The 21,207-nt window shown below is 57.2% G+C and carries 22 protein-coding genes; 12 read left to right on the top strand and 10 right to left on the bottom strand.

Annotated features, from left to right (window positions below):
• Nucleotide 1: 1 nt before the first annotated feature.
• Nucleotides 2-481: a YHS domain-containing (seleno)protein gene (locus ACR0D7_RS08265; protein WP_480678607.1), complete on the bottom strand. Its 480-nt coding sequence runs from the start codon at nucleotides 479-481 to the stop codon at nucleotides 2-4.
• Between the two features lie 218 nt (nucleotides 482-699).
• Between ACR0D7_RS08265 and ACR0D7_RS08270 the strand changes: the two genes are divergently transcribed.
• The gene (locus tag ACR0D7_RS08270) at nucleotides 700-1,224 is read left to right on the top strand and encodes a hypothetical protein (RefSeq protein ID WP_480678608.1); all 525 of its coding nucleotides are present in this window, start codon (nucleotides 700-702) and stop codon (nucleotides 1,222-1,224) included.
• A 16-nt stretch (nucleotides 1,225-1,240) separates the two neighbouring features.
• Here the strand turns inward: ACR0D7_RS08270 and ACR0D7_RS08275 are convergent, their stop codons facing one another.
• Nucleotides 1,241-1,648, bottom strand: coding sequence for a hypothetical protein (locus ACR0D7_RS08275; protein ID WP_480678609.1), 408 nt, complete (start codon nucleotides 1,646-1,648; stop codon nucleotides 1,241-1,243).
• Between the two features lie 188 nt (nucleotides 1,649-1,836).
• On the opposite strand from ACR0D7_RS08275, the gene ACR0D7_RS08280 reads away from it, so the two are divergent.
• The 7 genes from ACR0D7_RS08280 to trpB all read left to right on the top strand — a co-directional run bounded on the left by ACR0D7_RS08280 (nucleotide 1,837) and on the right by trpB (nucleotide 7,339).
• Nucleotides 1,837-2,136: a DUF6525 family protein gene (locus ACR0D7_RS08280; protein ID WP_480678610.1), complete on the top strand. Its 300-nt coding sequence runs from the start codon at nucleotides 1,837-1,839 to the stop codon at nucleotides 2,134-2,136.
• 265 nt (nucleotides 2,137-2,401) lie between these two features.
• Nucleotides 2,402-4,078, top strand: coding sequence for a 30S ribosomal protein S1 (gene rpsA / locus ACR0D7_RS08285; protein WP_039532111.1), 1,677 nt, complete (start codon nucleotides 2,402-2,404; stop codon nucleotides 4,076-4,078).
• 271 nt (nucleotides 4,079-4,349) lie between these two features.
• Nucleotides 4,350-4,634, top strand: a complete 285-nt coding sequence (ihfB, locus tag ACR0D7_RS08290; protein WP_170385213.1) for an integration host factor subunit beta — start codon at nucleotides 4,350-4,352, stop codon at nucleotides 4,632-4,634.
• A gap of 6 nt (nucleotides 4,635-4,640) precedes the next feature.
• Entirely contained in the window at nucleotides 4,641-4,991 is a 351-nt protein-coding gene (locus tag ACR0D7_RS08295) for a lipopolysaccharide assembly protein LapA domain-containing protein (RefSeq protein WP_480678749.1), read from the top strand.
• A gap of 5 nt (nucleotides 4,992-4,996) precedes the next feature.
• Nucleotides 4,997-5,641, top strand: a complete 645-nt coding sequence (locus tag ACR0D7_RS08300; RefSeq protein WP_480678611.1) for a phosphoribosylanthranilate isomerase — start codon at nucleotides 4,997-4,999, stop codon at nucleotides 5,639-5,641.
• Nucleotides 5,642-5,688: 47 nt separating this feature from the next.
• Complete coding sequence (locus ACR0D7_RS08305; RefSeq protein ID WP_480678612.1) at nucleotides 5,689-6,024, top strand: DUF3291 domain-containing protein; 336 nt, start codon at nucleotides 5,689-5,691, stop codon at nucleotides 6,022-6,024.
• Nucleotides 6,025-6,091: 67 nt separating this feature from the next.
• A complete protein-coding gene (gene trpB / locus ACR0D7_RS08310; protein ID WP_480678613.1) occupies nucleotides 6,092-7,339 on the top strand; it encodes a tryptophan synthase subunit beta in 1,248 nt (415 codons plus the stop codon).
• Between the two features lie 88 nt (nucleotides 7,340-7,427).
• Here trpB and ACR0D7_RS08315 read toward each other — a convergent pair whose 3' ends face one another.
• The 7 genes from ACR0D7_RS08315 to ACR0D7_RS08345 form a co-directional block, all read right to left on the bottom strand.
• Nucleotides 7,428-7,805 carry a DUF2237 family protein gene (locus ACR0D7_RS08315; protein WP_480678614.1) on the bottom strand — a complete coding sequence of 126 codons (378 nt, stop codon included), beginning with the start codon at nucleotides 7,803-7,805 and terminating at the stop codon, nucleotides 7,428-7,430.
• Nucleotides 7,806-7,814: 9 nt separating this feature from the next.
• Nucleotides 7,815-8,978 (bottom strand): serine hydrolase domain-containing protein, encoded by a 1,164-nt coding sequence (locus ACR0D7_RS08320; RefSeq protein WP_480678615.1) that lies wholly within the window; start codon nucleotides 8,976-8,978, stop codon nucleotides 7,815-7,817.
• Nucleotides 8,979-9,060: 82 nt separating this feature from the next.
• A complete protein-coding gene (gene pth / locus ACR0D7_RS08325; RefSeq protein ID WP_480678616.1) occupies nucleotides 9,061-9,741 on the bottom strand; it encodes an aminoacyl-tRNA hydrolase in 681 nt (226 codons plus the stop codon).
• A 128-nt stretch (nucleotides 9,742-9,869) separates the two neighbouring features.
• Nucleotides 9,870-10,523 (bottom strand): 50S ribosomal protein L25/general stress protein Ctc, encoded by a 654-nt coding sequence (locus ACR0D7_RS08330; RefSeq protein ID WP_480678617.1) that lies wholly within the window; start codon nucleotides 10,521-10,523, stop codon nucleotides 9,870-9,872.
• Between the two features lie 246 nt (nucleotides 10,524-10,769).
• On the bottom strand, nucleotides 10,770-11,936 hold the full coding sequence (locus ACR0D7_RS08335) for an alpha-hydroxy acid oxidase (protein WP_480678618.1): 1,167 nt from the start codon (nucleotides 11,934-11,936) through the stop codon (nucleotides 10,770-10,772).
• A gap of 131 nt (nucleotides 11,937-12,067) precedes the next feature.
• Complete coding sequence (gene trpA, locus ACR0D7_RS08340; protein ID WP_480678619.1) at nucleotides 12,068-12,859, bottom strand: tryptophan synthase subunit alpha; 792 nt, start codon at nucleotides 12,857-12,859, stop codon at nucleotides 12,068-12,070.
• An 80-nt stretch (nucleotides 12,860-12,939) separates the two neighbouring features.
• Nucleotides 12,940-13,425: an acyloxyacyl hydrolase gene (locus ACR0D7_RS08345; RefSeq protein ID WP_480678620.1), complete on the bottom strand. Its 486-nt coding sequence runs from the start codon at nucleotides 13,423-13,425 to the stop codon at nucleotides 12,940-12,942.
• Nucleotides 13,426-13,624: 199 nt separating this feature from the next.
• Between ACR0D7_RS08345 and ychF the strand changes: the two genes are divergently transcribed.
• A complete protein-coding gene (gene ychF, locus ACR0D7_RS08350; protein WP_480678621.1) occupies nucleotides 13,625-14,722 on the top strand; it encodes a redox-regulated ATPase YchF in 1,098 nt (365 codons plus the stop codon).
• Nucleotides 14,723-14,819: 97 nt separating this feature from the next.
• On the opposite strand, the gene ACR0D7_RS08355 is transcribed toward ychF, so the two are convergent.
• Nucleotides 14,820-15,500, bottom strand: coding sequence for a hypothetical protein (locus ACR0D7_RS08355; protein ID WP_480678622.1), 681 nt, complete (start codon nucleotides 15,498-15,500; stop codon nucleotides 14,820-14,822).
• A gap of 191 nt (nucleotides 15,501-15,691) precedes the next feature.
• Here ACR0D7_RS08355 and ACR0D7_RS08360 point away from each other — a divergent pair, with 191 nt between their 5' ends.
• The 3 genes from ACR0D7_RS08360 to fdhF all read left to right on the top strand — a co-directional run bounded on the left by ACR0D7_RS08360 (nucleotide 15,692) and on the right by fdhF (nucleotide 21,159).
• Nucleotides 15,692-16,573: a LysR family transcriptional regulator gene (locus ACR0D7_RS08360; protein ID WP_480678623.1), complete on the top strand. Its 882-nt coding sequence runs from the start codon at nucleotides 15,692-15,694 to the stop codon at nucleotides 16,571-16,573.
• 85 nt (nucleotides 16,574-16,658) lie between these two features.
• Nucleotides 16,659-18,362: an NAD(P)H-dependent oxidoreductase subunit E gene (locus tag ACR0D7_RS08365; protein ID WP_480678624.1), complete on the top strand. Its 1,704-nt coding sequence runs from the start codon at nucleotides 16,659-16,661 to the stop codon at nucleotides 18,360-18,362.
• A gap of 13 nt (nucleotides 18,363-18,375) precedes the next feature.
• A complete protein-coding gene (fdhF, locus tag ACR0D7_RS08370) occupies nucleotides 18,376-21,159 on the top strand; it encodes a formate dehydrogenase subunit alpha (RefSeq protein WP_480678625.1) in 2,784 nt (927 codons plus the stop codon).
• The last annotated feature ends 48 nt before the right edge of the window (nucleotides 21,160-21,207 follow it).

Raw genomic sequence — 21,207 nt, forward strand, 5'->3', positions numbered from 1 at the left:
GTTACAACTCGCCGACCGCGATGCTTTTGATGCTCGCCCACTGATCGTCGGCGGTTTTTGCGGTTGTCGCCAGATCTTCTAAGAACGCCGCGCGTGTTTCGGCATTCAGGAACAGATAAAGTTTGCCATCCGCAACCAGATACTGATCCGGGTCACCGTCGAACTTCTTTCCGACCGAGACGCCAAACGAGCAGAACCCGCCGTGCTGTGGCAGGTAGGCACCAGGGTTGGCCTCAAAAGCCTCGCGGTTCGCCACGCTGGTAAAGTAGTATGACGCACCGCCATAGGTGGCAGAGTGGGTGGCAAAGCCTTCGACCGGATTGCCGTCATTGACTAGCGCCACAAGATCGACGCCATGTGCGGCCAGCGGCGCCCCCGCGGCCGAGATACCGTTCGAGACGTTGATTTCATCCGCTGCAAATGCAGGTGCAGCGACTAGGGGCAAGGTGGCGATCAAAGCGCTCAGGATCACAGATTTCATTGCGTTTTCCTTTCATGTTCAGGAATGGGCTGACGGGGCTGCCAACCGCTGAAACATATTTAGGCGGGTGGTTTTGAACGAGCTATCGCAGTTAGCTCGGCAAACTTTGCAGATCGTTCAAAGTTGCGGCGATACGGGAAACACTCTTCACTAAGCTTTGTTTGGCCAGTGTGAGATCGGCTTCCTATGGTTAGCTTGTAGCCTTCAGGAGAGATGCCATGATCCGACTAGCCTTAATGCTGATTTTTCTGGCCGGAGCGCTGGCGGCTCAGGAAACGCCAGAAGCTGAGCCTCCGATGGACTATGAGCGCTTGGGCAAGATCATATTTGCGCTCGACCCTGAGGCGCAGCCCAGTGGCCCCGGCTTTCAGCTGACCGTATCGGATGTGCCGATGCTGGTCATCACCGACACCAACGCTGACCGGATGCGTGCCATGGTTCCCATCCGCAGCGCCGAGGGCCTGACCGCAGAAGACATGCAGCGCATGATGCAAGCCAATTTCGACAGCGCCTTGGATGCGCGCTATGCGATTGCCAACGGGATGCTGTGGGCGGCCTTCATTCATCCGTTATCGCCGCTGGAGAAGGATCAGTTGATTTCGGGCTTGGCGCAAACAGTGAATATCGCCAAGACTTATGGTTCACTCTATTCCGGTGGCGCGCAGCAATTTGGCGGGGGCGACAGCGGTAATCTTCAGCGCGAGCTGATCGAGGAACTGTTGAAAAAAGGCGAGGAAATCTGAAGCGGGTGAATGGGTTTTACGCTGGAGCAGGTACTGGCGTTCGGTCACCCAGCAGATATCGGATAGCATCTGCATAGTCGAAAGCGAGTGAAATTGCGATGGTTAGCAGCACTGCGCGAATGATCCATTTAGGGGCCGTAGGCACGTCTTCGCGGCCCTGCTGCCTCCACAAGTAATAGGCAAGCGGCGTCCAGAATACGGCATGGCCCAGTCCCATCAGTCGGACATATCCAAGCTGGTTGAAGATCAGCAGAACCCCGGCTGCGGCCAGTATACTGCCCAGCAACGTGATGATTGCCGTCAGACGTGTTTTCTTCCAGATCAGTAGAGTAACTGGCAACACAAAGGCGCAAAAGCTCAGAATATTCATCCATATCTGAATCCACTGGGGTTGCTGTGCAACGATCAGGTTAAATTCTTCCATGAACTGACATCTCCGGTTTGCATGTATGAATCCACAGGTGCCGTGTTGACGCAAAGCACGCAACCAAAGGGCAGTTTTATCAACGGAATGTGAGATCGGTAGTCTTGGCTCGGTTCTTGTTCCGCAGTCCGTATTGTGCTCATGTTTTTAACATGTAATAACATTACTTCAAGTGGAGCGCAAAAAGAATGACTTCGAGCAGAGCCCAGCGACGACCGCATCCGACAGGCAAGTCCGGTCGCAACCTACAAAGCAATCTCAGGCGTCGTAAGCGGCAGAAACCGCCAATGCAGGCTTATGACGCGTTGCCCCCGCAATTACGGAAATGGTTGGCACAAGCTTGTTTGCCGTGGAGCCCGATCTCGGCCTTGAAGATATGGAATAACGCGGGTGGTGGGAACGATCCATCGGCTGCGATTGTTCGTCTGGATTCGGTGGAAATGGCTATGTTGCGCCGGGACGCCGGTGTGTGGGGCGGGAACAGGTGACGTGATCGCGCCGACAATATTCGATCAAGCCTTGGAAATATGGGCTTTACCCTTGCACACGCCGCAGAATCCGCCTATACGCGCGCTGTCTGAACAAGGGCGGTTAACGTCCGGATGACGTATCTGAGCAGGGCCGGGTTACCTCGGCCCTTTGTGTTTGTGTAATCGGATGCGCCCCGGATCACGCCCGGTGAAGGCATTGAACAAGACCGGCGGAGACAACCGCTCGGCCAGCAAAAACGTATGTAAAGGAAAACAACGCCACATGGCTAACGCATCCATGGAGGAATTCGAAGCCCTCCTGAACGAAAGCTTCGAAATGGACACACCCGAAGAGGGTTCTGTTGTCAAAGGTAAGGTTCTGGCGATCGAAGCCGGCCAAGCCATCATCGACGTAGGCTACAAAATGGAAGGCCGCGTTGATCTGAAAGAATTCGCAAATCCCGGCGAAGCCCCTGAAATCGCTGTTGGTGACGAGGTAGAAGTATACCTGCGCGCCGCAGAAAACGCCCGTGGCGAAGCCGTCATCTCGCGCGAGATGGCCCGCCGTGAAGAGGCATGGGACCGTCTGGAAAAAGCATATGCCGACGACCAGCGCGTCGAAGGCGCAATCTTTGGCCGCGTCAAAGGCGGCTTCACCGTCGATCTGGGTGGTGCAGTTGCGTTCCTGCCCGGCTCGCAGGTTGACGTTCGCCCCGTGCGCGACGCTGGCCCGCTGATGGGTCTGAAGCAGCCGTTCCAGATTCTGAAAATGGACCGCCGTCGCGGCAACATCGTTGTTTCGCGCCGCGCAATCCTAGAAGAATCGCGTGCCGAACAGCGTGCCGAAGTTATCGGCAACCTGTCCGAAGGTCAGACCGTCGAAGGTGTTGTCAAAAACATCACCGAATACGGTGCATTTGTTGACCTGGGCGGCGTTGACGGCCTGCTGCACGTCACCGACATGGCGTGGCGTCGTGTGAACCACCCGTCCGAGATCCTGACGATCGGCGAAACCATTAAGGTTCAGGTCATCAAGATCAACAAAGAGACCCACCGAATCAGCCTGGGCATGAAGCAGCTGCAGGAAGATCCGTGGGATCTGGTTGCTGCCAAGTACCCGCTGGGCTCGGTCCATCAGGGTCGCGTCACCAACATCACCGACTACGGCGCGTTCGTCGAGCTGGAAGCCGGTGTCGAAGGTCTGGTGCACGTCTCCGAGATGTCCTGGACCAAGAAAAACGTCCACCCCGGCAAGATCGTTTCGACCAGCCAGGAAGTCGACGTCATGGTTCTGGAAATCGACGGCGCCAAGCGTCGTGTGTCTCTGGGCCTGAAGCAGACTCAGCGCAACCCATGGGAAGTGTTTGCAGAAACACACCCCGAGGGCACCGAGGTCGAAGGCGAAGTCAAGAACATCACCGAATTCGGTCTGTTTATTGGCCTCGAAGGCGACATCGACGGTATGGTTCACCTGTCCGACCTGTCCTGGGACGAGCGTGGCGAGGATGCGATCCAGAACTACCGCAAAGGCGACATGGTTTCGGCCGTCGTTTCGGAAGTTGACGTTGAGAAAGAGCGTATCTCGCTGTCGATCAAAGCCCTGGGCGGTGACAAGTTCGCCGAAGCCGTGGGCGGCGTGAAGCGTGGCTCGGTCATCACCGTTGAAGTCACCGCGATCGAAGATGGCGGCATCGAGGTCGAGTACGAAGGCATGAAGTCGTTCATTCGTCGTTCCGACCTGTCGCGTGACCGTGCCGAGCAGCGCCCCGAGCGTTTCTCGGTTGGTGACAAGGTCGACGTTCGCGTCACCAACGTCGACAGCAAGACCCGCCGTCTGGGCCTGTCGATCAAGGCACGCGAAATCGCCGAAGAGAAAGAGGCCGTGGAACAGTACGGTTCTTCGGACTCGGGTGCATCGCTGGGCGATATCCTGGGTGCAGCGCTGAAGTCCGGCGACTAAGCTCAGGCCCAAGCCTAAACCGAATTTACGGCCCCGCGTTGATACGCGGGGCCGTTTTTGTTGCGAATCAATATGTTCCGATTTTTGGGCTTTATTCACCTCTCGTTCATGCATTTGGCTACAAATCTGTGCTCACAAGCAAAAAATCGCGTGACATGGTTGGAAAATTAGGGCTTTGCACACAGAGTTGACGTTCCCCCGAACCTCGTTTTTTTCTATACTGTCCAAATAAATAGAGATGACTAACCGGTCACCTGGGAGGGTAACGCTCATGATCCGTTCAGAACTGATTCAGAAAATCGCCGACGAGAACCCGCATCTTTATCAGCGTGACGTCGAGCGGATTGTGAATACTGTGTTCGAAGAGGTGACCGATGCCATGGCGCGCGGTGACCGGGTGGAATTGCGCGGATTTGGTGCATTTTCAGTTAAACAACGCGATGCACGCATCGGTCGTAACCCTCGAACCGGCGAAACTGTTCAGGTTGAAGAGAAATGTGTGCCATTTTTCAAAACTGGCAAGTTGCTTAGGGACCGTTTGAACGGTAAAGCCTAGGGCATGATGCGCTACATTCGATATGCTTTTCTGGCGACCCTCGGGGTCGTGCTTATTTCCGTCTCGTTGGCCAATCGTGAGTCGGTTCAGTTGACGCTGATGCCGGAACCTTTTGCCGAGCTTTTGGGCTTTAACCTGAGCACATCACTGCCGCTGTTCGTGGTGGTACTGGGCGGTGTTATCGCGGGCCTGATCATTGGCTTTCTGTGGGAATGGCTTCGCGAGCACAAGCACCGACGGGATGCCTCGGCGAAAACAAGCGAAGTTCGCAAGCTTGAGCGTGAGGTCAAAAAGCTCAAGAAAAAGCAGAACGAAGGTCAGGACGAGGTTCTAGCCCTGCTGGACGAGGCCAGCTAAGCGGCATGTCTACTGAAATCAGCGTGAAAATCTGCGGCCTGACCGCCCCGGAACACGTGCGCGCGGCAGTTGATGCCGGGGCGCGCTATGTTGGGTTCGTTTTCTTTCCCAAGTCACCGCGACATCTGGAAATCCAAGCTGCGGCCGATCTGGCTCATTTGGTGCCTGCCGGGGTCGCCAAAGTCGCGCTGACCGTGAATGCGTCAGAAGAAGATCTTGACCGTATCACCGCCGCTGTGCCGCTGGACATGTTGCAGTTGCACGGAAAGGAAAGCCCCGAACGCGTGGCTGAGGTTCGCGACCGGTTCGGCCTGCCGGTGATGAAAGCGGTAGGTGTTGCCGAGGCCGAAGATCTTGCCGCGATTGATCTGTATTCCGAAGTTGCTGACCAATTGCTGATAGATGCCAAGCCACCACGCAATTCGGAACTGCCGGGCGGCAACGGGTTGGCTTTTGACTGGCGCCTTCTGGCAGGGCGCAAATACTGGCGGCGTCCGTGGATGTTGGCCGGAGGGTTGACGCCTGACAACGTGGCTGAGGCCATGCGCATGACCGGTGCTCGGCAGGTTGATGTGTCGTCGGGCGTGGAAAGCGCCCCTGGGGTCAAGGACGTCGATCTGATCCAATCCTTTATCAACGCAACCCGGTGATCTGATCGTGCGGTGGCTGCGTATCCCCGTTAGGGGAGGATGCAGTCATGCTGGCAGCGATTGGCGGGGTTTCTTTGAAACGTTGGTATTACGCACCGGAATTTCACTGGCGGGCGCACAAAGCACTCAATCAGGCGCGCGGTGATCCTTTGTGCCTTCACGCGGTGGTGTTTTCGCATCAGGGATTGTATTTCTCTCTGAGCGTCTGGCACGACGCCGAGGCGATGCTGACCTTTGCCTATTCCGGCCCGCATCGACAGCTCATGCAGGCTGCAGAGCGTCTGGCCGATCTGAACGGTTTCTATCATTTCCCCTGTCTGGGCGTACCAAGCAGGGATCAGGCTCTGCAGGTCTGGGAGCAGAATTATCAAGCAGCGGGTTAGTGCGTTTTGCCATGGCAAATCCCGTCGCCACCTCCTATGAACAACGGGTACGACGATGGAGACACCCATGGCCAACGATCTTTTCAATTCCTTTATGTCCGGCCCCGACGAGCAGGGCCGCTTTGGTATTTTTGGCGGACGGTTCGTCAGCGAAACGCTGATGCCCCTGATCCTGTCGTTGGAAGAGGAATATGAGAAGGCCAAGGACGATCAAACCTTCTGGGCTGAGATGGATGATCTGTGGGCGAACTACGTGGGCCGACCCTCGCCGTTGTATTTTGCCGAACGCCTGACCGAGCACCTGGGCGGTGCGAAGATTTATCTGAAACGTGACGAGCTGAACCACACCGGCGCGCATAAGATCAACAACGTGTTGGGTCAGATCATTCTGGCGCGGCGCATGGGTAAGACCCGGATCATTGCGGAAACCGGGGCAGGGCAGCACGGCGTGGCAACCGCGACTGTCTGTGCCAAGTTCGGTCTGAAATGTGTGGTCTATATGGGCGCGCATGACGTGCAGCGTCAGGCACCCAACGTGTTCCGCATGCGTCTGCTGGGGGCCGAAGTTATTCCGGTAACCTCGGGTCGTGGTACGTTGAAAGACGCCATGAACGACGCGTTGCGCGATTGGGTGACCAATGTGCGCGACACGTTCTACTGCATCGGCACCGTGGCCGGTCCGCATCCGTACCCGGCGATGGTCCGCGATTTCCAGTCGATCATTGGCAAGGAAGCCAAGGAACAGATGCAGAAGGCCGAAGGCCGTCTGCCCGACACCATCATTGCCGCCATTGGCGGTGGTTCGAATGCGATGGGCCTGTTCTACCCGTTCCTCGACGATAAGTCGGTCAACATCATCGGTGTCGAGGCCGGCGGCAAGGGCGTGAACGAAAAGATGGAGCATTGCGCCTCGCTTACCGGCGGCCGTCCAGGCGTGCTGCATGGCAACCGCACCTATCTGCTACAGGATGATGATGGGCAGATTCTGGAAGGGTACTCGATCTCGGCCGGTCTGGATTATCCCGGTATCGGTCCTGAACATTCCTGGCTGAACGATATTGGTCGGGCAAACTATGTCTCGATCACCGACAAAGAAGCGCTGGAGGCTTTCCAACTATGCTGCGCAACCGAGGGCATCATCCCAGCGCTCGAACCCAGCCACGCGCTGGCACACGTGATGAAGATCGCGCCTGAACTGCCCAAGGATCACCTGATCTGCATGAACATGTGCGGGCGGGGCGACAAGGACGTTCAGACCGTGGCCAAATATCTGAACTTTGACATGTCGGATACCGAAGGCCGCTCGGCGGACTAGTAAACCATCAATTTTCGAAAATTTGGCGGCCCTCATCTGGAGACAGATGGGGGTCGTATTGTGTTTGCTAACGGGGTGATGCGGGTAATCAGGCCTGATTGGCGGCGTGTTGTGTGAGAATGTTCAACGGCACTACATCCAGCGCCCGCTGATGAGTGGCCTCAAGATGCACTTTGGGCGCACAACCCTCGTCATGGGCCTGCAAGAACCGACCGGCGCACAGGCACCAACTGTCACCGGGTTTCAAGCCCTGAAAGTCGAACTCGGGGCGCGGCGTGCTGAGATCGTTTCCGACATATTTCGAAAAGGCCAGAAACTCGGCAGTCATGACTGCGCAGACTGTGTGACTCCCCTGATCTTCGGGGCATGTGTTACAGGCCCCGTCCCGAAAGAATCCGGTCAGCGGGTCACCTGAACAGGGGGCGAGTACTCCGCCCAACACATTGATACTGTCTTGTTTTTGCATGAGCCCACCTTACAGGCTTTGAGCGATCTTGCGGAACATTTCTATGTTAGCCTCGTTGATGCCCGGATCGCGGAACTTGCGATCTGCTCCGGTCGTCACGATCAAAACGCCGCGCGGCTGATCGAAATAGAGGTATTGGCCGTAAACGCCACGGGCCAGAAACTCGCCTTCATGCGCGCCCAAGGGTATCCACCACTGGTAGCCATAGCCAATCTCACCTGGCGCGGTCGGGGCACTGGGCAGAACAGATTCGGCAATCCAGTCCGCTGGCACCAACTGTTCGCCATTGTGTCTGCCGTTCTGCAGGATCATCTGACCAAATCGGGCAAAGTCGCGGGTGGTAAAGTTCAGCCCACCAAGCACAAAGGCAACCCCGGCACCGTCGGTTACATAATAGCCATCATACTCAAGCCCCAAGGGCTGGATGATCTTCTCAGTCAACAACTCTGTCACACTGCGCCCGGTGGCGCCGCGTATCACCATGCCGATCACATGGGTGTCGATTGACACGTATTGCCAAGTTTCGCCCGGTGTTGCGAAGCTATCCTGCAGCGATGCCGTGAAATCATCCAGCTCGCCACCCAAGGCAATGACGCGCCCCATCCGGTTGATGTCTGATTTGGGGTCGAAGTAATCCTCGTCGAAGGTGACGCCGCTTGCCATATTCAGCACATTACGGATCGAGGTGCCATCATAGGCCGTACCCTGCAATTCAGGCGCGTATTTCACCACAGGGTCGTCCAACGATTGGATCGCACCTTCTGTCAGCAGAATGCCGAACAGGGCCGAGAGATAGCTTTTGGCGACCGACCACGAAATTCGGCGATCATCGGGGCCAGTGCCTAGATAGTATTCTTCAAACCGGATCTGCCCGTCCTGCATGACCAGCAGAGAGGTCACGACGCGGTCCTCGATCCAATTGTCAGTACCCTCTGGCAGCTCAAAACCGGGACCGTATGGCAATTCCCAAGTTGGCCCATTCCCGCGTGGTAAGCTGACCGTCAAGAAAGCTTTGTCCATGTTAGAGAAGTTATGAACGATCTTTTCTTCGGAAAACAATGAGTTCACGGCCATCAGGCGCTGAATCTCTTCGCGTTTCCAGAACCCAACAACAACTGCGGCCAGCGCCAGCATCAAAAGGATACGCAGCATCCATTTCAACACAGCTCTCATAGTTTGCCTCCCTTTTCCCCGCCGCATTGGAGCGCGCCGAACGCCAATCTGCAATCGGGACGTAGCGGCAAGGTGACTAGTCCTACCTGAACTTGTCCAGCAGCTTTTGCATGGCCGAGCGTTCGTCCACCTCGGGCTCAAGGGCGGGCTTGGATGCCGTCTTTGATGGCTTTGCAGGTGATTTTGACGATCGCGGCGGGGCGGTGCGCAGGGCGACCGCGTTCATGAACTTACCACTATCCCCATCGGCCAGATACCCCGCACCGTCAGCTACGCCTCGCAGCACATCGTCCAGCCAATCGGCATCTGCCTTGGCAAAGTCACCCAGGACATAAGGTGAGACCATCTCCTTCCGGCCCGGATGGCCAATACCCAAACGCACCCGATCATAGGCCGGGCTGATATGTTCGTGAATCGATCGCAGTCCGTTGTGCCCGGCATGCCCTCCGCCCGCCTTGACGCGGACCTTACCGGGGGCAAGGTCCAATTCATCGTGAAAGACGGTTACGTCGGTCGAATCGAGCTTGTAGAAGCGCATCGCCTCGCCCACGGTTTGACCCGAGCGGTTCATAAAGGTTTGCGGTTTGACCAGCAGCACCTTTTCGCTGCCCAGACGACCTTCGGCGATCTCGGCCTGAAACTTGGATTTCCATGGGCCAAAACTGCGGTCTTCGGCAATCCGGTCCACGGCCATGAAGCCGATATTGTGCCGGTTGTGGGCGTATTTCGACCCAGGGTTACCCAATCCGACAAACAGTTTCATAGTATCGTCCTTGTGCAGCGCAGGGGGTTGATGGCACGGAATGCCATTCACTTTCCAGCCCGGTACGCAAAAAGAAAACGGGGCTCAAAGTGAGCCCCGTTTCAAAATCCGAATATTTGGATCCGGATTTATTCTTCTGCTTCTTCCTGACCGACGACTTCAACTTCGTCTGCTGCCACTTCTTCACCTTCTTCGTCGTCGCTGGTCGACAGACCGGTCGGTGCCGAAACGTTCGCGATCACGAAGTCGCGGTCGATGGTCGGCTTGGTGCCTGCGGGCAGCTCAACCGAAGAAATGGTGACAACGTCGTTGATGTTCATTCCGGTCACGTCAACGACGATCTTTTCAGGAATGTCACCGGCGGTGCACATCAGTTCGACTTCCGGACGGACTACAGTCAGAACGCCGCCCTTTTTGATGCCGGGTGCTTCGTCCTCGTTGATGAACTCAACGGGGATGAACAGCGCGATCTTGGTGGTCCGACGCAGGCGCATCAGGTCCAGGTGGGTCGGCAGGTCTTTGACAACGTCACGCTGAACGTCGCGGCAGATGACGCGGACGTCTTCGTGGCCTTCAACCTTCAGGTTCCACAGGGTCGACTTGAACCGGCCTGCTTTCAGACGCTTGAACAGGACGTTGAACGGGATCTGGATCGGCAGCGGCTCTTTATCGCCACCAAAAACAATGCCCGGAACCATGCCATCGCGGCGTGCCTGACGAGCGGCGCCCTTGCCTGTCCCCGTCCGTTCCAGAGCTACGAGATCAGGAATCTCTCCAGCCATGATAATTCTCCAATGTTAGGGCGGGCATCCTCCAAGGCTGTATACCCGCGTGAAGCCGCGTCCTTAGCTTGATTCACTGTGTTTGGAAAGGGGTTTTTGACGGTTTGTCTTTTTGCGAGGCTCTGCCTCGCGCTCCGAGATATTTTTAGCCAGATGAATAGAGGATCCGCAACTTCATCTGGCCAGAAATATCTCGGGGGAGTCGCCCGGCAAGGGCGGCGGGGGCAGAGCCCCAATTCCGGCGGTTCAGCTTTGCCATCGCCCGCAGAAATCTTCAGGAACCAGCAGGTTATGCCGCCCCAGATCGTCAATGTTCCGTTCGCCGCAAAGCGCGATGGTCGTGTCGAGCTCTTTCTGGATCACCTCTAGCGTAGTGGTCACACCTTTCTGACCCATCGCGCCCAGCCCATAGACAAACGCACGGCCGATGTATGTACCTTTGGCTCCTAAGGCGAGGGCCTTCAGAACATCTTGACCCGAGCGGATACCACTGTCCAAGTGGACTTCTATGTCGTCGCCGACGGCATCCATGATCTGAGGTAGCATTCGAATGGAACTGAGGGCCCCATCCAGTTGCCGCCCGCCATGGTTGGATACGATAATGGCATCAGCGCCCAGTTTTGCAGCCATTTTGGCGTCTTCGGCGTCCAGAATGCCCTTGAGGATGACCTTGCCGCCCCATTGTTCCATCAGTTTTTCGACCTTGACCCAATCAAGGCTGGGGTCGAATTGCTCAGCCGTCCATGCGCCAAGGGACGAAGTGTCTGAGATACCTTCGACATGACCCACGATATTTCCGAACTCGCGCCGTTTTGCGCCCAACATCTCGATCCCCCAGGACCACTTGGTCATCAGGTTTGCGATGGTTTTAGCCGTCAGTTTCGGCGGCGCTGACAAGCCGTTCTTGAGGTCCTTATGGCGCTGGCCCAGGATCTGAAGGTCAAGTGTGATCACCAAAGCCGAACATTTCGCATCCTTGGCGCGTTGGATCAGGCGGCTGACATAGTCCTGATCCCTCATCGTATAGAGCTGAAACCAGAAAGGTTTCGTCGTGTGCTCGGCCACATCTTCGATTGAATTGATCGACATGGTGGACAGGGTAAAGGGCACACCAAACTCTTCAGCGGCTTTGGCGGCCTTCATCTCGCCATCCGCGTGTTGCATGCCTGTCAGTCCGACCGGAGCCAGGGCGACTGGCATTGCGACATCTTCACCGATCATTTGCGAGGCTGTCGATCGCCCGGCCATGTCCACGGCAACCCTTTGGCGCAGGCGGATATCCGAGAAATCCGAGCTGTTTTCGCGAAAGGTCTGCTCGGTCCAGCTGCCGCTTTCGGCGTAGTCATAAAACATCCGGGGCACGCGGCGTTCGTAGATGCGTCGCAGGTCTTCGATAGTGGTGATCACGGGCATGCGCCAACGCCTTTTCTTAAGTGGTTAAGAATTTGTACAGGCGCATTTTCAAGGGAGCAATCGGGGGCAGGCATGAAAAAGCCACAGCAGGCAGGTGGCTTGCTGTGGCTTCTTAAGGAAGGGCTGAAAGATCAGGCTGAATGCGCGCCGTCGGCCAGTGATTTCACGAAATCCAGAACCTCGGCCACGGGTTTGCCTTGGGCGATCTGGCTGACGATGGCCGAACCGACTACGGCACCGTCCGCAACACTTGCAATCGCTTGAGATTTCTCGGGCGTGCTAATGCCAAAACCGACGATGACGGGCAGGTCGGTTGCGGCTTTGATCCGTGCCACTTCAGGGCCGACATTCGTGGCCTGTGCTTCGGCCGAGCCGGTTATGCCCGTGATCGAGACGTAATAAACAAAGCCCGACGTATTTTGCAGGACGCGGGGCAGGCGTTTGTCGTCAGTGGTTGGTGTGGCCAGTCGGATAAAGTTAAGACCTGCGGCCTGGGCTGGCAGGCAAAGCTCTTCATCTTCTTCCGGCGGCAGATCAACTACGATCAGGCCGTCGATCCCGGCCTCTTTGGCGTCGGTCAAGAAGGTATCAACGCCACGGCTGTAGATCGGGTTGTAGTAGCCCATCAACACAATGGGGGTGGTATCATCGGTTTCGCGGAAGGCGCGGGCCAGGTCCAACGTCCTTTGCAGGGTCATCCCCCCATCAAGAGCGCGCTGACCAGCGGCCTGAATGGTCGGACCATCCGCCATCGGGTCGGTGAAGGGCAAACCCAGTTCGATAACATCGACTCCGGTACCGGGCAGGCCCTTTACGACCTCAAGCGAGGTGTCGAAATCTGGGTCGCCTGCCATGATATAAGCGACAAAGGCCTTTTTCCCTTCGGCCTTAAGGGCGGCGAACTTGGCGTCGATACGGGTCATCTGCAGTCCTTGCATTCAGGTTTCGACCTGATGTGCAGAAACTTTGCCCGAAAATCAATCCCGGTCCTGCTGCAAAGGCATCAGAATGCGAAGTGATACCTTAGAAGTGCTGAATTGACGCCCGGGTTGTCATCCTGCGTACTGGCGTTGGATTTATGAGTGATTGCCACTGAGATCCTGTTGCCATTGTCCAGCGTGTAACCGACGCCCAGCAAACTGCGAATCTGGAATTCGCCGCCCAGATCGTTCAAGTCATCACTTTCCGAGAAATACCCTGGCATGACACTGCCTTCGACGAACCAGCGGTCGGCAAACGTGTAATATCCGACGAGGCCGATACCGACATGAACATTGCCTGCCGTGTCGACTGACAAGGCACTGCCCCAGGTTGCCGAAAAGCGAGTGGCCTCGTGAAACGGGCGGTGTTGGTATTCAAGCGCAAAAACGGCTTCGTCATCGGCTGCACTGTCGGAAAAATCTGAATATCCAGCGCCAAGGATTACGGACTGGGCCTGCGCGGCCTGTGCGGCACAAAGCAGCGCAAAGGCTGCAGTAACGTATTTCATCTTAGGTCTTCACTATTTGTTTGATCACAACATTCTACGTGGTGAGTTTAGGGGGCTGTTTTCAATTCAGGCAAGTTCACACGTTGTGAACTTTTCCGTGATGTTGCAATTCGGACTTTCCATACCGTTTTGTCGTCCGACTTGCGCATTTCCCCGGACCTGCCTAGAAGACGCCGTCGTATCGCTTCAGGAGGCCAGCATGGGCTTTAAAATGGGAATCGTGGGTCTGCCGAATGTGGGCAAGTCGACCCTCTTCAATGCGTTGACCAAAACCGCAGCCGCGCAGGCGGCGAATTTCCCGTTTTGCACCATTGAACCCAATGTGGGTGATGTTGCTGTACCTGATGATCGGCTGGACAAGCTGGCGGCGATTGCAAGCTCGAAACAGATCATTCCGACGCGGATGACCTTTGTGGATATCGCAGGTCTGGTAAAGGGCGCCTCAAAAGGCGAGGGGCTGGGCAACCAGTTTCTGGCCAACATTCGTGAGACCGATGCCATCGCCCATGTGCTGCGCTGTTTCGAAGACGGCGACGTGACCCATGTGGACGGCCGCGTCGATCCGGTCGCCGATGCCGACACGATCGAGACCGAGCTGATGCTGGCCGATCTGGAAAGCATCGAAAAGCGCCGCGCCAATCTGGTGCGCAAGCTGAAAGGCAACGACAAAGAGGCGCAACAGCAAGACCGTCTGCTAGCCGAGGCGCAGGCTATGCTGGAAAGCGGCAAACCCGCGCGTTTGGTTGAGGTCACCGCCGAAGACGCCAAGGCCTGGAAGATGCTGCAACTGCTGACTACCAAGCCCGTGCTCTACGTCTGCAACGTGTCCGAGGAAGAAGCCGCCGAAGGCAACGAATACTCAGCAAAAGTCGCCGAGATGGCTGCGGCGCAGGGCAATGCGCATGTCATCATCAGCGCCAAGATCGAAGAAGAGATCAGCCTGCTGGAAGAAGACGAAGCCCAGATGTTCCTTGAGGAAATGGGTCTGGAAGAACCCGGCCTCGATCGTTTGATCCGCGCAGGCTACGACCTGCTGAAACTGGAAACCTATTTCACCGTCGGCCCGAAAGAGGCCCGCGCCTGGACCATCCGCACCGGCACCGCCGCCCCTCAGGCCGCAGGTGTGATCCACGGTGATTTTGAGAAGGGCTTCATCCGCGCCGAGACCATCTCCTACGACGACTACATCGCGGCCAATGGTGAGCAGGGAGCCAAAGAAGCGGGCAAGATGCGGGCTGAGGGCAAGGGCTACATCGTCAAGGATGGCGATGTGATGCATTTCTTGTTCAATACGTGAGTGTGAACCATCCCTTTTTCGGATTTGAAAGAATATTTCGCGGCTTAAATACACGGCAAGTTCATGCTGAGCATTAAGCGCGCGCAGAATAGCCTGCTTATCTGTCTGAGAACGCCTCAACCGCAGCCTGACATCTGCCTGGCAATGCTCTCATTACGCTGAATTGGAAAAATACTCGTGGTTTCGGAGGTGGGTCCAATTTGGGATAAACCTGTCGTATTGCACCAGTTCTGACAGGTTGGACTGCCAGTACGATGCCATCTTTACGGACGTTGCATCGGGCTACAACAAACCCTGGTTGCCGAGTGTCCGTTAAGTCGACGTTCCCTGCAACATTCTTACTGACATCATACCAGGCTTGGGCTGCTTCTTCGACTTCGCCCCATTCGGCCCAATCCTGCCAATCGTTCGTGAATTCAGCTTCTAGAGTTGGGTGTTTGCCCCACAATATGCACCTAGCCACATTATCCCTTGTCGGAGAAACATCGGCTAGAAGTGTTCCTGCAACGGTATCAATCCGGATCCGCTGTCCGCGTTCATTTTGTCCGATAACCTCGCCAAGCTCCAACATAGGAGCAATCGTGTTTTGGACCACGCTGGCCTCACAAGCATCGAAGGCATCTCGTAGTGCTACGCCTGCCGTCGCACTGAGCGGTGCCCAGAACAAACTACAGATGCCAATCAAGATACAGTACAGATGGTGCATTATTTTCTCTTTGGGCAGGTGGTTGCAAGTATCATTCAGCGGACAAATGCCGCCCACGGATACCGGTTTCATGCTTTGCAGTCCATGCGATAAGAGATTTGATAATCCTTAACTGAGCATATTTCGACCTAGCAGAAGAGTGTGCTCTTGGAAGACTATCGTGGGCAGAAAAGCCAATGCGCGAACATCTAACACTGCTAATTTTCTCTTTTTGCAAAAGACTATATTGTTGAGGTTGCCTCGCCATATTGAAGTGACCTCAAATGATCGAAATCCGCGACCTCCAACTCCTCAGCGCCTTGGCGCGACATCGCCACTTTGCCAAAGCGGCCGAGGAATGCGGGATTTCGCAGCCTGCGTTCTCGATGCGCATTCGCAATCTTGAGGACCGGTTGGGTGTTTCCATTGTGCGCCGTGCGAACCGATTTCAGGGCCTGACAGAAGAAGGCGAGATGATCGTCCAGCGGGCGCGGCGTATCCTCGATGACACCAAGGCGCTGGAACAGCAGGTTCTGGCCGCTAAGGGCGAGATTACCGGGACGTTGATTCTGGGCGTGATCCCGACCGCAATTGCCTTTACCGGTCGCCTGATCAAACGGTTGCGTGACGCCCATCCCCGTATCATCACGCGGATCGAAACCATGTCGGCAACGGCCATTCAGCACCGGCTGGATGAGGGCAGTCTGGATGCGGGCATCACATATGGCGACAGTATCGGTACTGATCTGCGACAGGTGCAGCCTTTGTATGAGGAAACCTATGTTCTGCTGGTGCCGTCGCATATGACGGATGAAGCCGGGTCGATTCCGTGGGCGAGGGTGGCCGAGTTCCCACTCAGCCTGCTGGAGCCGCAGATGCAGAATCGACGTATTCTGGATCGGATATTCGCCGAACAGGGCCTGCATCCGGATGTTGTGGCCGAAACCAGCGGATTCACCGCCTCGATGGTCATGGCGCGTGAGGGGTTGGCGGCTACCGTGGTGCCTCGGGTTCTGGTCCGTGCGCTGGGCGATTTGAAGGGGACGAAGGTGCTGCCCCTGGTCGATCCCGTTGTCAGTAAACCGATTTGTCTGGCGACCCTGAGCCGCGATCCGGAACTACCGACTGTTGAAGCTTTGCGCGCTGTGGTGACGTCTTTGCGGTGATAAGCTGTCGTTATCGTACGATTGCGACAAGAGATTTGACGATATGTTAGTCTGATGAGACACGGAGCCTTAATCGGAGGGCATCATGGCACCATTAGACACCAAGCCATCAGGCGCACCCAAAGGCGTCTGGAAGTCAGGTAAAGGCAAAGGGCGGCACACGCCCAAAGGCCGTCAGTTCACGGATGAGGCACAGGCTGAGATTCACCGCCTGCTGGGCGATCGCCCGCGCCGCCGCGACCTGCTGATCGAATTCCTGCATTTGATTCAGGACGAACACGGCCATATCAGCGCCGACCACATCGCCGCTCTGGCGGTCGAGATGCGCATCGGTCAGGCCGAGATCTATGAGACCGCTACCTTCTATGCTCATTTCGATGTGGTGAAAGAAGGCGAGACGCCTCCTCCGGCGTTGACCATCCGGGTCTGTGATTCCCTGTCCTGTGAAATGGCCGGTGCTCAGCAATTGCAAAAGGCGCTGGAAGATGGGCTGGACCCCTCCGAGGTGCGCGTTGTCCGCGCGCCGTGCATGGGTCGTTGTGACACCGCTCCGGTGCTGGAGATTGGTCATAACCATATCGACCACGCGACCCCAGAAAAGGTGCAGGCCGCGATTGCCGCCGGTGACACCCACGCCCATCTGCCCGACTACGAAGCCTTTGCGGCCTATGAAGTAAATGGCGGCTACGCCAAGCTGAAAGAGCTGCGTGACGGCGGCGATTGGGAGAAGGTGCAGAAAGACGTCCTGTCCTCGGGCCTGCGTGGTCTGGGCGGCGCGGGCTTCCCATCCGGCAAGAAATGGGGCTTTGTTCGCATGAACGAAGGACCGCGCTATCTGGCTGTGAACGGGGACGAGGGCGAACCCGGCACGTTCAAAGACCGCTATTACCTGGAGCGCACGCCGCATGTCTTCCTTGAGGGTATGCTGATCGCCGCATGGGCCGTCGAGGCCGAGACCTGCTTTATCTACATGCGCGACGAATACCCGGCGGTTCTGGAAATCCTGCGCCGTGAGATCGCCGCGCTGGAAAACGCCGGGATTGTTGAGCCGGGTTACATCGACCTGCGCCGCGGTGCCGGTGCGTATATCTGCGGTGAAGAATCCGCGATGATTGAATCCATCGAAGGCAAGAAGGGCCTGCCGCGTCACCGTCCTCCGTTCGTGGCGCAGGTTGGGGTCTTTAACCGCCCGACCTTGGTGCACAATGTCGAGACGCTGTACTGGGTCACCAAAGTCTGCCGCGAGGGACCTGAGTGCCTCAACAGCACCGAAAAGAATGGCCGCAAGGGTCTGCGCAGCTATTCGATCTCGGGCCGTGTGGCGAAGCCGGGTGTTTACCTACTGCCCGCAGGGTCGACCATTTTGGATGTGATTGAGGCAGCTGGTGGCATGGCCGACGGCCAAACCTTCAAGGCATATCAGCCCGGTGGCCCCTCCTCGGGCCTGTTGCCTGCGTCGATGGATGACATCCCTCTGGACTTCGACACGCTGCAACCGCATGGCACCTTCATCGGTTCTGCCGCTGTGGTGGTTCTGTCCGATCAGAATACCGCGCGCGACGCGGCATTGAACATGCTGCGCTTCTTCGAAGACGAAAGCTGCGGCCAGTGTACGCCTTGCCGTGCCGGCTGCGAAAAAGCGGTGAAGCTGATGCAGGCCGACAAGTGGGACACCGATCTGCTCGAGGATCTGTGTCAGGTGATGGGCGATGCCTCGATCTGCGGTCTTGGCCAGGCGGCCCCGAACCCGATCCGTCTGGTCATGAAACATTTCGCTGACGAAATCTGAGGGAGACAGAGCCATGCTTGATGCAAGCCCAAACAAGACCGTCACCTTCAACCTGAACGGCGAAGATGTCACCGTGCCCGAGGGCTGGACCATCTGGGAAGCCGCGAAGGGACAGGGGTTCACCATTCCGCACCTGTGCCACAAGCCGCAGCCGGGCTATCGCCCCGATGGCAACTGCCGCGCCTGTATGGTTGAGGTGGAAGGCGAGCGCACGCTGGTCGCTTCGTGCATCCGTCCCGCAGCGGACGGTATGGTCGTCAAGACCGACAGCGAGCGTGCCGAGAAGTCACGCGCCATGGTTATGGAGCTGCTGGTTGCCGACCAGCCCGAGGAAGCCCACGACACGTCCAGCCATTTCTGGGACATGGCTAAGCTGAACGATGTCAGCGACAGCCGGTTCCCGGCGAAAGAGGCCGAGAAGATCCCGCTGCTAGATGACAGCCACGTTGCAATGCGCGTCAATCTGGACGCTTGCATCAACTGCAACCTTTGCGTCCGCGCCTGCCGTGAAGTGCAGGTGAATGATGTGATCGGCATGGCTGGTCGTGGCCACACCGCGCAGGTGGTGTTCGACCAAAACGACCCGATGGGCGATTCAACCTGTGTGGCTTGCGGTGAATGCGTTCAGGCCTGCCCGACCGGTGCCCTGATGCCTGCCACCGTGTTGGATGACCACCAGCGCGGCGACAGCAAGGACTACGACAGCGAAACCGAAAGCGTCTGCCCGTTCTGCGGCGTGGGCTGTAAAGTCTCGCTGAAGGTCAAGGACGGCAAGGTCAAGTATGTCGAGGGCATCAACGGCCCCGCGAATGAAGGCCGTCTGTGTGTCAAAGGCCGCTTTGGATTCGACTACATCCACCACCCGCACCGCCTGACCAAGCCGCTGATCCGTCGTGAGGACGCGCCTGAAAAGGGACTGAACGTCGATCCCGGCAATTTGGACACACATTTCCGCGAAGCGACATGGGAAGAGGCGATGAATCTGGCCGCCTCCAAGCTGAAAGAACTGCGCGAAGAAGATCCGCGCAGCGTTGCAGGCTTTGGCTCGGCCAAATGCACCAACGAAGAAGCGTATCTATTCCAGAAGTTCATCCGTCAGGGCTTCAAGCACAACAACGTCGACCACTGCACCCGTCTGTGCCACGCGTCGTCTGTTGCTGCTCTGATCGAGAACGTCGGCTCCGGCGCTGTGACCGCGACCTTCAACGAGATCGAAAACGCCGATGTGGCGATCATCATCGGCTCGAACCCGATCGAGAACCACCCCGTTGCCGCGACCTACTTCAAGCAATTCGCCAAGCGCGGCGGCAAGCTGATCGTGATGGACCCGCGCGGCGTCGGTATGCGCAAGTTTGCGGATGAAATGCTGCAGTTCCGTCCGGGTGCGGATGTCTCGATGCTCAACGCGATCATGAATGTGATCGTTGAGGAAGAGCTGTATGACAGTCAGTACATCCACCGCTGGACCGAGAACTGGGAGGCCGAAAAAGAGCACCTGCGCCAGTTCACGCCTGAGGCGATGGCGCCGATCTGCGGTATTGAGCCGGATCAGCTGCGCCGCGTCGCCCGCACTTTTGCGCAGGCCAAGGCCGGCCTGATCTTCTGGGGTATGGGCGTCAGCCAGCACATTCACGGCACTGATAACTCTCGCTGCCTGATCAGCCTCGCGCTGATGACCGGCAACGTTGGTAAACCGGGCGCGGGTCTGCACCCGCTGCGCGGTCAGAACAACGTGCAGGGTGCATCTGACGCGGGCCTGATCCCGATGTTCCTGCCGGACTACCAGACCGTGACGGACGATGGCATTCGCGCCAAGTTCAATGATGTCTGGAATTCGGACGATTTCTCGAATGAGAAGGGTCTGACCGTCACCGAGATCATCGATCAGGCGTATGCGGGCAACATCAAGGGTATGTACATCATGGGTGAGAACCCGGCCATGTCCGACCCGGATGTGAACCACGCACGCGACGCGCTGGCCAAGCTGGATCTGATGATCGTGCAGGATATCTTCCTGACCGAAACGGCGAACTATGCCGACATCATCCTGCCGGCCTCAGCGCTGTATGAAAAGAACGGCACGGTGTCGAACACCAACCGTCAGGTGCAGCGGGTGCGCCCCGCTGTGACGCCTCCGGGTGAGGCGCGCGAGGATTGGAAGATCACGGTGGAACTGGCGCAGCGGATCGGCTTGAACTGGGACTACACCGATGTGTCTCAGGTCTTTGCCGAGATGAAGCTGACGATGAACTCGCTCAACAACATCACTTGGGAGCGACTGGAGACCGAGACGATCACCTACCCGTCGCTGTCAGAGACTGATCCGGGGCAGGCGATCGTGTTCGGCGATGGCTTCCCGCGTGCGGACGGCCGGGCGCGGTTCACCCCGGCTAGCGTCATTCCGCCGGATGAGGCACCGGACGAAGAATACCCGATGATCGCCACCACCGGCCGTCAGCTGGAGCATTGGCACACCGGGTCGATGACCCGCCGGTCCAACGTTCTGGACGCGGTGGAGCCGGAAGCGAACTGTTCGTTGAACCCGCGCACGCTCAAGCTGATGGGGATCGAACCGGGTGAGATGATCCGTCTGACCACCCGTCGCGGCTCGATCGAGATCATGGCGCGGGCCGACCGGGCGATTGCCGAGGATATGGTGTTCATCCCGTTTGCCTATGTCGAGGCGGCGGCGAACGTCCTGACCAACTCGGCCATCGATCCCTATGGCAAGATTCCCGAGTTCAAGTTCTCGGCGATCCGGGTCGAAAAGATCGAAGACGCCGTCGCGGCGGAATAGCCAAACCAGCCAAGAACATTGGGTAAGGCGACCTGCAAAAGGTCGCCT

This window comes from Ruegeria sp. BB7, assembly GCF_056539365.1.